We start from the raw sequence: 14,070 nt of genomic DNA, 5'->3' as shown, positions 1-14,070 counted from the left end.
TCGGGTCATGACGGCCGACCGCCAAACTGCCAGTTGTGCACCTCGATGTCGGCGTACCGGTCCGGGGTCAGCACGGCGCGCGCCTTGTCCGGATCCGCCGCCCGGACAAGCACCGCCGTACCCAGCCAGGTGGCGCCGTCGTCGGACAGCAGCGGCCCGTACGCGATCAGCTCGTCCCGGTCGGGCGGCACCGCGAGGTCAGCGGCCTGCCCCGCGCCGAGGCCGAGCACCAGGTACCGATTACCACCGGTCCGGCCTCCGGGGAAGTCCCACATGGTGCGCCCCAGCGCGTTGCGCCACCGGCGCAGCAGCACGTCCCGGTACACGCCGGCCTGATAGTTGGGCTCGTCGAGAGCGAACACGCGCGCGGCGGCGGGGTCGGGCAGGTCGACGATGTGCACGCTGCCGGTGGGCGTGTCGCCGTCGCCGGCAAGGGTCGGTCCGCGAGCGATCATTTCTCTCGAGTACCGGTCCATGTAGGACCAATGCTCTTCCAGCAGCTCGTCGCGCAGCGCCACCGAGCTGGGCCGGTCGCGGTGGTAGCAGAAGAACTCCATGCCCCAAAGTGTGACCTCCATGCCACACACCGACGCGGACGGGTACCACCCGGCCGTGTTGCGGTCGCGGCAAGGTCACAATATATCCGATTGATCCAGGAATGGGGCGATCGACGCTCGCGATGGGCGGCAGAAGGGGACGTGTAAGGTGACCCGTGTCAGCGATGAGGGGAGGTGAGCCCGGTGAACACCCAATGTCACGTCTGGGCGCTCCACCCGGCCATCCCTGTCCGCTGACTTTCGCGTCGGGGAGCGCCTCCTAGCCGGAGGAACAATGACCTTCTCCCCGTTCCGTATCGATGTATCCGACGAGGTACTCGACGACCTGCGGGCCCGACTGGCCCGTACGCGCTTCACCAATCGCAGCGGCGATCAGCCATGGCAGGCCGGTGCCGATCCCGACTACCTGCGGCACCTGGTGTCCTACTGGGCCGACGGGTTCGACTGGCGCGCTCGGGAAGCCGAACTCAACGCGCTGCCGCATTACCAGGCCCAGATCGGCGGCAGGCGCATCCACTTCCTTCGCGTACCCGGGACGCGTCCGGCCGGTGCGCCCGCGCCGCTGCCGCTGATCCTGAGCCACGGTTGGCCCAGCAGCTTCGTGGAGATGCTGCCGCTGGCCGATCGCCTGACCAACCCCGCACAGTACGGGGGCGACCCCGCCGACGCGTTCGACGTGGTGGTTCCCTCGCTGCCAGGGTTTCTGTACTCGGAGCTGCCGAAAGGGCCGCTCACCCGCGCTGCGATGGCGCAGACCCTGCACCTGTTGATGACCGACGTCCTTGGCTACCAACGCTACGGGGCCTTCGGCGGCGACGTCGGCGGCGTGGTCACCGGTTGGCTGGGCGCCCTGTATCCCGAGCAGGTGGCCGGCATTCATATGATCCACCCACCGTTCCCGGCCAGCTTCGACTCCCAGCCGCTGTCGCCCGCCGAGCAGGCGTATCTCGATGCCGAGGCGGCGTACGACCAGACCGATGGCGGCTACAGCGCCATCATGGGCACCCGGCCGGACACCATCGCCGCGGCACTGAGTGATTCTCCAGCCGGACTGGCCGCCTGGCTCGTCGACAAGTACCGAGACTGGAGTGACAACCACGGGGACCTGGAGAGCCGCTTCGACCGGGACACCCTGCTGACGATCATCACCCTGTACTGGGCGAGCGGCACGATCGGCTCCTCGTTCCGGCAGTACTTCGACTTCGACCACAACAGCCCACGACCCCACATCACGGTGCCCGCCGCGTTCACGTTGAGCACCGAACCGTCGCAGGCCAACTTCCCCCGCGAAATCGCCGAACGCGCCTGCACCAACGTCCGGCATTGGAGCGAATCAGGTAGGGGCGGACACTTCATGCCTCTGGAGGAACCGGATTTGCTCGCCAGCGAACTGAGGCAATTCTTCACGTCGCTTCGCCCGTACTGATCAGCAAGGGAGCCGGGCCACATCGGCCCGGCTCCGCTGTCGCGTTCCGCATACATCGGTCGAGAAGCTAGCCGTGAATGCCGTACCGTTCAACGCGCCTGTCAAACGCCCTCAAAGCGGAAGATCCGGACGGTCTGACGATTTCAGGAACGCGAGCGAGCCGAACGACCTTGGCCGGTCTACGCGACCGGCCCAGCGTCGCCCGCCGGCTGCCCGGCAAGACCCCTGCAACGATTGAAGCGGCGATCTGCCAGCTACGCCAGGACCGCAAGCTCGCCCCCGCGCCGCCTCGCCCCGCTGTTGGGCGTTCCCGCTCCGACCGTGCACGCCGTGCTCACCCGGCACCGCCTGCACCGCCTGGCCTGGCTGGACCGGCCCACCGGCCAGCCAGTTCGCCGCTACGAACGCGATCGACCCGGCGAACTCGTCCACGTCGACGTCAAGAAACCGGGCCGCCTGCGTGACGGCGGTGGCTGGCGCGTGCACGGCCGCGACAGCCTGGAACACCGCCGCGCCCACTACGGCACCCGCGTCGGCTTCGACTACGTCCACCGCGCCATCGACGACCACACCCGCCTCGCCTACGCCGAAATCCACCCCGACGAGAAAGCCGACACCTGTGCCGGCTTCCTGCGCCGCGCCGCCGATCACTTCGCCGCCCACGGCATCAGCCGCATCGAACAGATCATCACCGACAACGCCTGGGCCTACCGCCGCGCAGGCGCCTGGCGCGACGCCCTGGCCGCCCTTGGCACCCACGCCCGCTTCACCCGCCGCTACCGGCCCCAGACCAACGGCAAAGCCGAACGCTTCAACCGGACCCTGTGCGACGAATGGGCCTACTACGGCAGCCGCCATTGGTGGTCTGACCTGTCGGGATGCGGTGGGGGTGTGCGAAGTGGACGCAGCCGCCTGTCGATCATGTGTTTGTGAGGACTACAAGATCGAAGGCGGCTGCTGCTGCCAGGGTAGCGGCCAGGCGCGCGGTGCGGGCACGGGCCGAGCTGTTGGAGGAGCTGCGGTCGTGTTTCGTGCGGACGCAGACGTGGCAGCACGCGGGCCGGTACATCTCGGCGCTGGTCAGTTGGGTGCCGAAGCGCAACGGGTGGAGCATCGCTGAGCAGGTTGGGGACGCCACGCCGGACCGCACGCAGCGGTTGTTGAATCGGGCGGTGTGGGATACGACGGCCGCGATGAGTCACATCCGGCGGTTCGTGGCCGGGGGTCTGGATGCGGCGGCCACGCGCCGGCGGCGGCGTGGGTTGGTGGTCGGTGCGTTGGACGAGACGGGCCAGGCCAAGCAGGGCCGGGTCACGTGTGGGGTGAAACGGCAGTACATGGGGTGCGCGGGTCGGGTCGCGAACGGGATCAACACGGTGCACCTGTCGTATGTGCGGGAGCGGACGGGACACGCGTTGGTCGGGGCGCGTCAGTGGATCCCGGCCGAGCACCTCGCCGACCCGCGCACGGCTGCGGGTATGGGGTTGCCGCCTGGGATGCAGTTTCGCACCAAGGGTCAGTTGGCCATGGACGTCTGCGCGGACGCGTACGCCGACGGGCTGGTGTTCGACGTCGTCTGCGGCGACGAGGTGTACGGCAACTGCACACCGTTGCGGGAGTTCTTCGAGACTCGCGGGCAGGCGTACGTGCTGCGGGTCGCCTCCACCTTCATGATCGACCTGCCCTCGGGAGACAGGCTGACCTGCGCTCAGGCCGTCACGCTGCTGGCCGCGGACACACGCCGGTGGGAGCTCCGCTCGGCCGGTACCGGGTCAAAGGGACAACGCTGGTACGCCTGGGCGTGGATCGCCACCGCCTCACCGCGGCATCACCTGCTCGTGCGCCGTCACCTGAGCACCGGCGAGCTGGCCTTCCACTACTGCCACGTGCCGGAGGGGCAACCCGTGACCAAGACGAGGCTGATCCGCGCCGCCGGACTGCGCTGGCCGGTCGAGGAGTGCTTCGAGTTCGGCAAGGACTACTTCGGCCTGGATCAGTGCCAGGCCCGCCTCTACACCGCGATCGCCCGGCACACCGTCCTGGTCATGGCCGCCCTCGCCGTCTGCGCGGTCACCGCCGCCCACCTGCGGGACCGTACCGACAGCCAAGCCCCGCCCCCGAGCACACCCGACCAGCCACCACCGCCCGAGCCCGGACTGATCCCACTGACCGTGCACGAGGTCAAGCGGCTACTCGCCGACGCCCTTCACCATCCGATGCCGCCCGACCATGCCACCCGCTGGCTCACCTGGCGACGCCGTCACCAGGCTCGCGCACGCTGGTTCCACCAACGCACACGACTGAACCGCGACTACGCCCTGGTCAGCTAGCAATTGGCGGCTGCCGTACTACGCCCAACCGTTCACCAGCAACCGGCACCGCGCCGACGCCCTACCGACCTGGCTACACACCTACAATCACCACCGCAGCCACACCTCACCCGGCGGCCAACCACCCATCAGCCGCATCAACAACGGTGCTGGGCAATACACCTAGCCAAACACCTACATCATGATCAGGTGCAGCAGCCGAAACACCATCACCCGATCGTCCACCACCAGACAACACCGCAGTTCACAACCCCTGCGACCAGTTATGGCACGGCACAGGGTCAACGGACCAAGCGAGCGAACCTCCGCAGCTCCTCGGCAAGAATTTCTGGTTGTTCAAACGCGGCGAAATGGCCACCACGGGGGACCGTGTTGAAGTAGATGAGCTTGGACTTGTAGACGCGTTCGGCCCAGATTCTCGGAGTTGGGATGATCTCGCGGGGAAAGACCGTGAATCCGACCGGGACCTTGAAGTCGTCGGCTGTGCCAGTGGCCCGCGCGTCCTCCCAATAGATTCGCGCCGAGGAGGCCGCGGTGCCAGGCAGCCAGTACAGCATGATGTCGTCGAGCATCCGGTCGACGCCGAGGACCCGTTCGGGATTGCCGTCGCTGTCGGTCCACTCCATGAACTTCTCGTAGATCCACGCCGCCTGCCCCACCGGGGAGTCGGTCAACGCATACCCCACCGTCTGGGGGCGCGTGGACTGCTCGTAGATGAAGCCGGCGCCGTCGTTGAAGAACCGCTGCAGCTTGTCCAGCGCCTCCTGCTCCTCCGGCGTGGGCGGGTCGCTGATCGGGGGCTGGAATACGGGGAAGAAGTTGAGGTGGATCCCGGCGAGTCCGGCGGGCCCGAGCTTGGCGAGTTCGTGCGTCACGGAGCCGCCCAGGTCGCCGCCCTGAGCGAGCCAGCGACGGTAGCCGAGACGGGACATGAGTTCCGCCCAGGCTCCCGCGATGCGCTGGATGTTCCACCCGGCCGTGGCCGGCTTGTCGGAGAATCCGAAGCCCGGTAGGGACGGCACCACGACATGGAACGCGTCCACAGCGCTCCCGCCGAAGGCCGTGGGATCCGTCAACGGCCCGATCACGTCGAGGAACTCCACCACCGAACCCGGCCAGCCATGGGTCAACACCACCGGTACGGCGTTGGCGTGCCGGGAACGTACGTGCAGAAAATGGATTCCCATCCCGTCGATCTGGGTGCGGAACTGGCCGAACCCGTTCAGCCGCGCCTCGACCTGACGCCAGTCATACCGCGTCCGCCAGTGCTCGACCAGGCCGCGTACCCGCTCCAGCGGCACGCCCTGGGACCCGTCGGGAACGGGTTCCCGCTCCGGCAGCCGGGCCGCCGCCAACCGCCGCTGCAGATCGCGCAGCGTGGTGTCCGACACCGACAGCCGGAACGGTGTCACGTCCGTTGTGGCCGCCGGCAACGTCACCCCGGGCTCGGCAAACGCCGGCGAGGTCGTTGTTCCCGCCAACCCGAAGGGGCCTGCGACGGCGCCGACCGTGACGGCCGCCCGCAGGGCCCCGCGACGAGTCAGGCCACGAGTGTCTTCGTTCCGCACGATTCCTGCCTTCCCTGTCCGAATGATCGACGACATTCGACGCTTGCGGCGGTGGTCGTGATGAACGCCAGGTTGCGAATCAACCGGGCACCGTAGCGCGTCGAATGCGTGCGTCCGCTCACGGTCGCAGGCCTCCTAGGAGGTCACCAACGATTCGATGGCGCTGGAATCCAGCGTCGCCGTCGGAACCTCACGCGGGATCCGGACAGTCCCGCTCGAACCCCGAACCACTAGCCCCGAGCAGTCCGCTGGCCAGCGGCGTGTGCCGGTACAACACCCGGCGCCCGGAACGCCACGACGTCACCAAGCCATTGCGGCGCAGCACCGACAGGTGGAAGCTGACCGACGGCGCGCTTTGACCGAGCTCACGGGCGAGGTCGGTGGTCGACTTCGGCAGCGCCAGACAGCTGAGGATCGCCGCGCGGCTGTGACCCAGCAGCGCACCCAGCGCGTCGTCGGCGTAGTCGGCGTCTCGGGAGTCGCCTCCCCACATCGTGCCGACTCCTCGGCAGGCATAGATGAGGCTCGCGGGTCGATCGGGGCCCTTGTCCACCACCAGGTTCGGCCACGCGAACACCGACGGCACCAGCACGAGTCCGTCACCGGCCAGGTCATGGTCCACCGAGTGCCGGGGCATGTCGATCCGCAGGATCTCACCCCGCACGCTGACCTCCGGGTGCAAGCTCGACAACAGCGCATCGACACCACCGCCGGTCAGCCGGCCAGCCCGATACGCGACGTCATCCTCCAGCACCGCGCGTAGCTCCCGCCAGTGCGGCTCGATCGCCACCGACCAGTACCGCCACAGCGCGTCGGCCAACCGCCGAGCACCAGCCGCCCCTTCGGAAGCCAACGCCCGTGCCGGCGCCGGCATCGGCTCCCGACCCCACACCGCCGCCAGGTCGGCACGGATTCCCGCCACGGGCGACTCGGCAACCAACCGCAGCTGGTCGTCGATGGTGCCGGCGTCGGTGGCCGCCACGAACAGGAAATCCGCCACGTACGCGCTCGCAGGCACCACCGCGCCCAGCAGCGCCATGTCCACACCACGCAGGCCGTCCCGCGTCGCCTCCAACCAGCCCTGGTGCAGCGGCGACACCCGCCCCGACGACAATTGGTACAGGCTCTCAATCACCTCGGCGAGAGGCGATAACGCAAACCGCATCCTCGCCACATCAGCCAGACCCATCCGGAGCCGGATCACCCCGCCATCCTACGCAGTCGCGGACGCTGAACCTTCGCCCTTGACCACCTCACGGGCCGGGGCGAACGCGGGCGTCATCGGCGCCGCGGCGACGGTCGTCCAGCATGCCCTCTCCCCCAGCGCACTGGACCGCGAGCTGGCCTGAACCATTCGTGGTGAGCGCTCACCCGACACTCACCTCGCTGAGGAGGACGGCGCTCAAGTCGGCACCTGCGTGCCCTGCTCAGTGGGGCCGAGGCTCTGCTGCGGACGGCCGGGCTGACGAACCGGTACCCGGCCGTCCACGTTCTGACCGCTGGCGAAGCTACCGGTCCAGCGGCTCGATCCAGATGTTGCGGTACTGGACCGGATTGCCGTGGTCCTGAAGTCGGATGGCACCCGTCGCCGGGCCCTCGGGCCGGCTGTCGCCAGTCGGGCCGAGGATCTCGACGTCGTCGTGCACCCTGACGCCGTTCCACACCACGGTGACGCGGGGGTTGTCGACCTTGTTCCCGGATGCGTCGTAGCGGGCCTGCCGGTAGACGATGTCGTACGTCTGCCAGGTCTGCGGCGGCAGCGCCGCGTTCACGTCGGGGGCCTTCTGGGTGTAGATGGCCGCGGCGTCGTTGGTCTGCGGCGGGCCGACGCCGAAGGAGTCCAGCACCTGGATCTCGTAGCGGTCCTGCAGGTACACCCCACTGTTGGCGCGCGCCTGGCCGGTCACGTCCGGCGGGTACAGCGGCAGGTTGAACTCCACGTGCAGCCGGAAGTCGCCGAAGGCCTGCACCGTGCGCAGGTCCCCGTTGCGCACCGTCATGGCGCCGTCGGCGATCGCCCACTCCGGTTCGCGCCCGTCGCTGTGCTGCCACTCGGTGAGCGCGCCACCGTTGAACAGCGTGATGCGTTTGCCGTGCGGCCGGACGGCGAGCACGTCCAGGTTCACGTGCCCGGAGTCCGCAGCCTCCTTGCGGTACTCGACCACGTTGCGACCCTTGTTCAAGTGTGCGGTGGTGGTGACGGTGCCCCACTCTTCCCAGGTCACGGTGGAGGGGAAGACCGTCTGCTCGACCCGTTCACCGTTGACGTACAGGCTCAGCTGCTTCTCGCCGGAGTAGGGATTCGGGCCGTTGCTGTAGCGCATCGCCAGGTCGTACGTCCCGGCCTCGCGGACATCGACGGGGAGTCTGGTCGACGAGCCCTCCTGGGCGAACCCGGCGGCGAAGCCGGCGCCGGAGTAGGCGGCGTGGTCGGTCGCCATGCCGACGGCGGCCGTACGGCCCTCCTCGGCCTCGAAGAAGGTTTGCGGCTGCACCACCCGGCCCGGGATCTCATTGAGCGTGTACCAGGCCTCAGTGTTCCACAGCTCTCGCCGCCGGCGGACGAGAACGGCGGGGAGCGGGTACTACGCGCCGACAAAACCGCACCAGGGCGCGACGGTGGCGCTGCGTCTCGGCACCGACCACGCGCCCCGGGTCGGCCGGCTCGTGCTGGCGTCGGTGAGCTTCCATCAGGGGGGCGTGTACCCGGGGCTGCTCGACGGCATCCAGGATCTGCAGCCCGAACACCTGCACGGGTCCGAGTTCCACGAGGAGTACCTGCACCGCACCCGACCCCGGGCGGCTGGCCCAACCTGGTCCGGGCCCAGCTCCATCGTCGAGCCGCTGCCCAGCCGGCGGCCGCGACGCCGGACAGCGCCGCGGCCGTCGACCGTACCGTCGCTGATCAGCCCGTCGGTAGGACCACCTGACCCTTGCGGTAGTTCCTGGCCCCGCCGTCGGCGAGGTAGTTGTTCTCGACGTTGCCCGCCGAGTCCACCGAGAACCAGTGGATCTCCGTGCCCACCGGCAGGGTCAGCATCTCCCCGCCCTCGCGGATGCCCGCCGAGCCGTAGAGCATCGACGAGTACGTGGGTGCGCTGCCGTCGACGGTGTAGAAGAGCGCCGCCGGCTCGGTGACGCCGAAGCTCACGTTCACCATCCCCGGCGTCGAGCTCGGGGTGACCGACAGGCTGCTCTCCGGCCGGGTGTGGTCCCGGTCGAAGTCCCGCGCCACCCGCATGAGCTCTACCAGGCCGTTGGCGAACTCCATCGTCTCGGCGTGCGCCTCGTCCCACTCCGGCTGGAACTCGGTGCCGACCTCGAAGTTCCAGGCGTAGATGCCGTACTTGTACCAGAGCATGTCGCCGGAGTTGCCCGCCGCCGAGTAGAGCACGTCGGAGATCGGGCCGGTCCGCGCCGGGGTGACCGCCATGTTCCGGTGTCGCTTGATCGCGGTCAGGATCCGCGACGAGGCGCCCCAGAACGCCGACTCCTGGGCGAGCGTCGGGCGCGGCGCCGAGATCCGGTCGGGCAGGGCGTACGCGCCGGGTGACCACATGAAGTAGTTGCCCGACGAGTGCAGGTTCATGGAGAACGCGATGTTCGGTCGGGCAGCCAGCCAGTCGAGGTTCCTGTTCTCCGGTTCGGACAGTTCGCTCGGCCCGGCGTACGTGCCGCTGGTGCAGCTCGCGGACGCACCGGAGTAGCCGTCGAAGAGGCTGTACTCGGTGTAGTTGCGGTTGTTGTCCACGCCCCACGAATTGCGGCCGAGGTAGTCGGCGGCTCCGGTGAGCGGGCAGTGGTTGGTCATGTTCTTGCGCTGGGAGTTGAAGTCGTAGAAGGAGTAGTGGCCACCGTCGGGGTTGACCGACGGCGCGATCCAGATGTCGAGGTTGTTCAGCAGCTGCTTGGTCTGCCCGTCGTGCGCGTAGTTGCGCAGCAGCCGCTCGGCGGTCTCGATGGCGACCAGCGGCGGCACCCATTCCCGGGCGTGTTCCTGCGCGTAGGCGAGCACGCCCGGCTTCGACCCGTCGCGCTGCTTGCCGATTCGGATGGCGTACACCGGCTGCGGATCGCGGGAGACGCTGGCCGGCGCGCTGAGGCCGTCGCTGAGCGACGTCCGCGGTGCCGGCGCGACCACGCCGGTGCCCGCGCTCCCCCGATAGGTGTACGCCCGGACCAGCGACCCGGCGCCGGCGTTGAGGGCCGCGACGACCTGGGCTGCCGTGCTGGTCACCGCGCCGGCGGCGTCGGTGGCCAGGTTCACCCGGATGACCTTGCCGGCCACGGTCACCGACAACGCGGCGTTGGCGGCGCCGGGGTTGACCAGCTCGACGGAGATGTCGTTGCCGCCCTGGTGCCCCCAGGCCAGGGAGTCGACCGCGACGCGGCTGGCGTTGGCGGTGCCGAACACCGCCTGCGCGTGGCGCCGGTAGCCGTTGGTCCGGTACGGCAGTTCGACGATCTCGGCCAGGTCCGGGAACGCGGCGGCGAGCTGAAGGATCCGCCCGTACAGCTCGGTGGGCGTCAGGTAGCTGGTGACGAAGTCCTTCTGGTACCCCGGGCCCTCCGGGTTGGTGTCCGGAATGGGCAGCCACTCCTGCACCTTGGCCACAGCGACGTCGCCGGTGGGGCTGGTGATCCGGACGTAGTCGGGGCGGCTCGTCACCAGCGAGGCGCCGCGGAGGTAGAGGTAGACGCCGGCGTCGACGAAGCGGGAGATGGCCTGCGTCCCGCCGGAGCCGATCTCGGTGCCCGGGCCGCTGTCCCGCTCGACGACGAGGGTGTTGCTGGCCGTCTGACCCTGCGCCCACTTCGCCTCCACGGACAGGACCTGGCTGGTCCCCGAGGTGTAGTAGTCGGCGCGGATGATCTTGATGTCGGAGACGTCCGCTGCCGTTGCCGCCGTGGAGAACTCCCGGTTCTCCGCGACGTGCTCCGCGATGGTCGCCTCCCGTTCGGCGACGCGGGCCCGCGCGTCGCCGGGGCGGTGCACGACCCCGCCCAGGGTGAACCCGGCGGCGGCCAGTGCCGCGGCCTCGTTGGGTGTGATCACGGCGTGCGCGACCACGCCGTTCTCCGTCCGTGCGACGTCGTGGTCGAGGTCGACGCCGGTGGCGACGAGTGCGTCGAGCTGCGCGGTGTCGGCGAGCAGCACCTCGACGACGCTTGCCTCCTCGTCGGCGACACGGCCGAGGTCGGCAGCGGGTGGAGCCGCCTGCGGCACGATCGCCGCGGCCGGGCTGACCAGCAGCACGACGGCCGCGGCGGCGGCCAGCGCGGCCGGGACGGGAAGGCGGCGTCGCCACCGTGGACCTAGGGGATCATGCATTGTCATGTCCACCCATCTCGGTTTTCTCGGCATGGATGGCCGGTTGACGTGCCGAGGGTCCCGCCCGGGGTACGCGGTTCCGCTCTGGTTGGTCGCGTGTGGTCGCTGCGGGGTCGGCAGCGCCCACGACACGGGGAGAGGGAAGGTGGTGGTGTCCGGCTGCGGCGGACCGAGCTGCCCGCATCGCCGACCTGCGGACAGCGGGTGCCGATCTGGTGAACGAGAGGCTGTTCCGGTGACGGTCAGTGGACTGACCCAATCCTCAGCGTGCCGAAAGTGATCTGTCAATCCCCTGGTGGGCCGCCGTTGGTGCAGTAGCAGTCCACGGGATGCGCCGGGTCCCGCGTTCCAGTGGCGGTGCAGGCGACCCGGGGAGCGAGCGCTGCGGATCACTCACCCGGTCCCGTCTCAGCCGGTTACCGTGTGCCGGAATCCGAACCAGGTGGCGAGCAGGTCGAGGAGGATCGTCCACGTGACGAGTCACAACCCCCACCGGGGATGGTCCGGCCGGACCGCCTGGGTCGGCCGGTTCAACGCCCCGCTGCGCTCGTTCCTGCACACCGAGACCGGCAGCGCACGGGTGGTGCTGGTCGCCGCGGTGGTCGCGCTCGTCTGGGCCAACCTCCACCTGAGGTCGTACGAGTCGCTCTGGAGCACCTCCTTCTCCGTCCAGCTCGGCGACTGGCGCGTGTCACACGACCTGCGTACCTGGGTCAACAGCGGCCTCATGACGTTCTTCTTCCTGGTCGCCGGGCTGGAGCTGCGCCGCGACTTCGACATCGGAGAGCTGCGGGAGCGGCGTCGGCTGACGTTGCCGATGCTGGCCGGGCTCGGCGGCGTACTCCTGCCGATCGCGATCTACCTCGCGTTCAACGCCGGGCGCACCACGGCCGCGGGCTGGGGCGCGGTGATGGCCACGGACACCGCGCTCGCGCTCGGCGCACTGGCCGTCTTCGGGCCGCGCTTCTCGGATCGGTTGCGGGGTTTCCTGCTGACGGTCTCCGTCGTCGACGACGTAGTCGCGATCGCGGTGCTGGCGATCGCCTACCCGGAACATCCCTCGGCGACGGCGCTGCTTGCCGCGGCTGGAATCTTCGGCGTCGTCCTGCTCATCCGGGCGTACGGCGTGCGGTACGGGCCGGTCTACGCGCTGTTGGGGTTGGCGGCCTGGCTCGCGGTCTCGGAGTCCGGTGTCGACCCGGTCGCGGTGGGCCTGGTGATGGGTCTGCTCACCTACGCCTATGCCCCCGGCCGCACCGAACTGCAGCGGGCGAGCGACCTTTTCCGCCTCTTCCGGGAACAGCCCACCCCGCAGCTCGCCCGTTCGGCCCGGGCCGGGCTCGCCTCAGCGCTGTCGCCGAACGAGCGGTTGCAGCTCCTCTACCACCCGTGGGCCAGCTACGTGGTCGTGCCGCTCTTCGCGCTGGCGAACGTCGGGATCGTGATCGACGGCGAGCTCCTGGCCAGGGCCGTCACCTCCCCGGTCACGCTTGGCATCGTGGTGGGGTACGTGGTCGGCAAGCCGGCCGGGATCGTGGCCACCTCGTGGCTGGTAACCCGGCTCAGCCGCAACCGGTTCCGGCCGCCGGTCGGCTGGGTCGCCGTCGCCGGGGTGGGCACGGTCTCCGGCATCGGGTTCACCGTCGCCCTCCTGATCGCCACCCACGCGGTGAGCGGCCCGACCCTGGAGGAGGCGAAGCTCGGCATCCTCGTCGCGACGGTTGGTTCGTCCGTCGTCACCGGGCTGGTGTTCCGTTCCGCCGCCCGGCTCTCACCGGCGCGGCGGGCCCGCGCGCTGCTGGGTGCCGCCGAGGGGATCGTCGACCTGATGGTTCCGGTCGATCCGGAGCGCGACCACGTGCGCGGGCCGCGGGAAGCGCCGGTGACGGTCGTGGAGTACGGCGACTTCGAATGCCCCTACTGCGGGCAGGCCGAGCCGGTGGTCCGGGAACTGCTGACCGACTTCGCGAACATCCGGTACGTCTGGCGGCACCTGCCGCTCACCGACGTCCACCCGCATGCCCAACTCGCCGCCGAGGCCGCCGAGGCGGCGGGCGAGCAGAGCGCGTTCTGGGAGATGCACGACCTGCTTCTCGCGCACCAGGACGCACTCAAGCCCACCGATGTGCTCAGCTACGCAGAACGGCTCGGCCTGGACCTCGACCGATTCCGGGAGCACCTCGCCGAGCTCAAGGGCGCCGACCGGATCGCCGAGGACATCGACTCCGCCGACCTCAGCGGCGTCACCGGAACCCCGACCTTCTTCATCAACGGCCGGCGCCACCACGGCGCGTACGACATCGCCGCGCTCTCGGCCGCGGTGAAGGCGGCGTTCGCCAGCGCGAAGCTTCGCCCCGCGTACCGTCGGGATCCCGGGCACCGCCGCGAGGGCGGACCGGAGAGTTGAACGCCGAGCAGCGGGCCCCTGCCGTGCGGCAGGTGCTTGGCTCACCGCTCACCGGGTTCACGCCAGCAGCTCGGCGACCGCCGCCGCGAACACCACGGAGTGACGGTCGACGTCCGCGGCACTCGTCGCGGGCGACATCAGCGCCATGTTGTGGAACGGAGTGAGCAGCACGCCGCGGTTTGCGAGGTACAGGTGCAGGTAGTCCTCCAGCTCGGCGTCGGCCGCTCGGGCCGAGGAGGTCCCGTCGCGGGGGGCCGGGCGCACGAACCGGTACTCCGCCCGCGCGCCGAGCTGGCTGATCGACCACGGCAGGTCATGGGCCTCGATGACCTTGGTGACCGCGTCGGTGAACCGGGTCGCGAGCGCCGTCATCTGCGTGAACGCGGAGTCGGTGAGCACGTGCTCCAGCGTGGCTCGCGCGGCGGCGACCGACAGCGCGTTCCCCGCGAG

General features: G+C 69.5%; 8 protein-coding genes and 3 pseudogenes. 5 read left to right on the top strand and 6 right to left on the bottom strand.

Annotated elements, in window-relative coordinates; translation table 11 throughout:
* Positions 1 to 5: 5 nt before the first annotated feature.
* The gene (locus tag DKT69_RS21855) at positions 6 to 557 is read right to left on the bottom strand and encodes a YciI family protein (protein ID WP_109803384.1); all 552 of its coding nucleotides are present in this window, start codon (positions 555 to 557) and stop codon (positions 6 to 8) included.
* Between the two features lie 274 nt (positions 558 to 831).
* Here DKT69_RS21855 and DKT69_RS21850 point away from each other — a divergent pair, with 274 nt between their 5' ends.
* From DKT69_RS21850 to DKT69_RS40005, 4 genes and pseudogenes are all read left to right on the top strand, one after another.
* A complete protein-coding gene (locus tag DKT69_RS21850; protein ID WP_109803383.1) occupies positions 832 to 1,983 on the top strand; it encodes an epoxide hydrolase family protein in 1,152 nt (383 codons plus the stop codon).
* Positions 1,984 to 2,156: 173 nt separating this feature from the next.
* Positions 2,157 to 2,826: pseudogene (locus tag DKT69_RS21845) on the top strand (DDE-type integrase/transposase/recombinase); the annotation flags it as partial.
* A 143-nt stretch (positions 2,827 to 2,969) separates the two neighbouring features.
* Positions 2,970 to 4,313: an IS701 family transposase gene (locus DKT69_RS21840; protein WP_438361853.1), complete on the top strand. Its 1,344-nt coding sequence runs from the start codon at positions 2,970 to 2,972 to the stop codon at positions 4,311 to 4,313.
* Positions 4,314 to 4,332: 19 nt separating this feature from the next.
* A pseudogene (locus DKT69_RS40005) lies at positions 4,333 to 4,479 on the top strand (IS481 family transposase); the annotation flags it as partial.
* A 115-nt stretch (positions 4,480 to 4,594) separates the two neighbouring features.
* Here the strand turns inward: DKT69_RS40005 and DKT69_RS21830 are convergent.
* The 4 genes from DKT69_RS21830 to DKT69_RS21815 all read right to left on the bottom strand — a co-directional run bounded on the left by DKT69_RS21830 (position 4,595) and on the right by DKT69_RS21815 (position 11,213).
* The gene (locus DKT69_RS21830) at positions 4,595 to 5,725 is read right to left on the bottom strand and encodes an epoxide hydrolase family protein (protein WP_238452683.1); all 1,131 of its coding nucleotides are present in this window, start codon (positions 5,723 to 5,725) and stop codon (positions 4,595 to 4,597) included.
* Positions 5,726 to 6,071: 346 nt separating this feature from the next.
* Positions 6,072 to 7,085 (bottom strand): ArsR/SmtB family transcription factor, encoded by a 1,014-nt coding sequence (locus DKT69_RS21825; RefSeq protein WP_109803380.1) that lies wholly within the window; start codon positions 7,083 to 7,085, stop codon positions 6,072 to 6,074.
* A 304-nt stretch (positions 7,086 to 7,389) separates the two neighbouring features.
* Positions 7,390 to 8,379 (bottom strand): 3-keto-alpha-glucoside-1,2-lyase-like domain-containing protein, encoded by a 990-nt coding sequence (locus DKT69_RS21820; RefSeq protein WP_201749783.1) that lies wholly within the window; start codon positions 8,377 to 8,379, stop codon positions 7,390 to 7,392.
* A gap of 407 nt (positions 8,380 to 8,786) precedes the next feature.
* Positions 8,787 to 11,213: a M14 family metallopeptidase gene (locus DKT69_RS21815; RefSeq protein ID WP_109803379.1), complete on the bottom strand. Its 2,427-nt coding sequence runs from the start codon at positions 11,211 to 11,213 to the stop codon at positions 8,787 to 8,789.
* A 472-nt stretch (positions 11,214 to 11,685) separates the two neighbouring features.
* Here DKT69_RS21815 and DKT69_RS21810 point away from each other — a divergent pair, with 472 nt between their 5' ends.
* A complete protein-coding gene (locus DKT69_RS21810) occupies positions 11,686 to 13,620 on the top strand; it encodes a Na+/H+ antiporter NhaA (RefSeq protein WP_109803378.1) in 1,935 nt (644 codons plus the stop codon).
* 57 nt (positions 13,621 to 13,677) lie between these two features.
* Here the strand turns inward: DKT69_RS21810 and DKT69_RS21805 are convergent.
* Positions 13,678 to 14,070 (bottom strand): annotated as a pseudogene (locus DKT69_RS21805) (aspartate aminotransferase family protein); the annotation flags it as partial.

The organism is Micromonospora sicca (assembly GCF_003172935.1).
GTDB lineage: Bacteria > Actinomycetota > Actinomycetes > Mycobacteriales > Micromonosporaceae > Micromonospora > Micromonospora sicca.
Note: the sequence above shows the minus strand (reverse complement) of the source record. Positions and strands in the feature narration are given on the sequence as shown.

Coding starts and splice junctions, on each gene's coding strand:
- DKT69_RS21850 (WP_109803383.1), top strand. CDS start 832: ATGACCTTCTCCCCGTTCCGTATCGATGTATCCGACGAGGTACTCGAC.
- DKT69_RS21855 (WP_109803384.1), bottom strand. CDS start 557: ATGGAGTTCTTCTGCTACCACCGCGACCGGCCCAGCTCGGTGGCGCTG.
- DKT69_RS21815 (WP_109803379.1), bottom strand. CDS start 11,213: ATGCATGATCCCCTAGGTCCACGGTGGCGACGCCGCCTTCCCGTCCCG.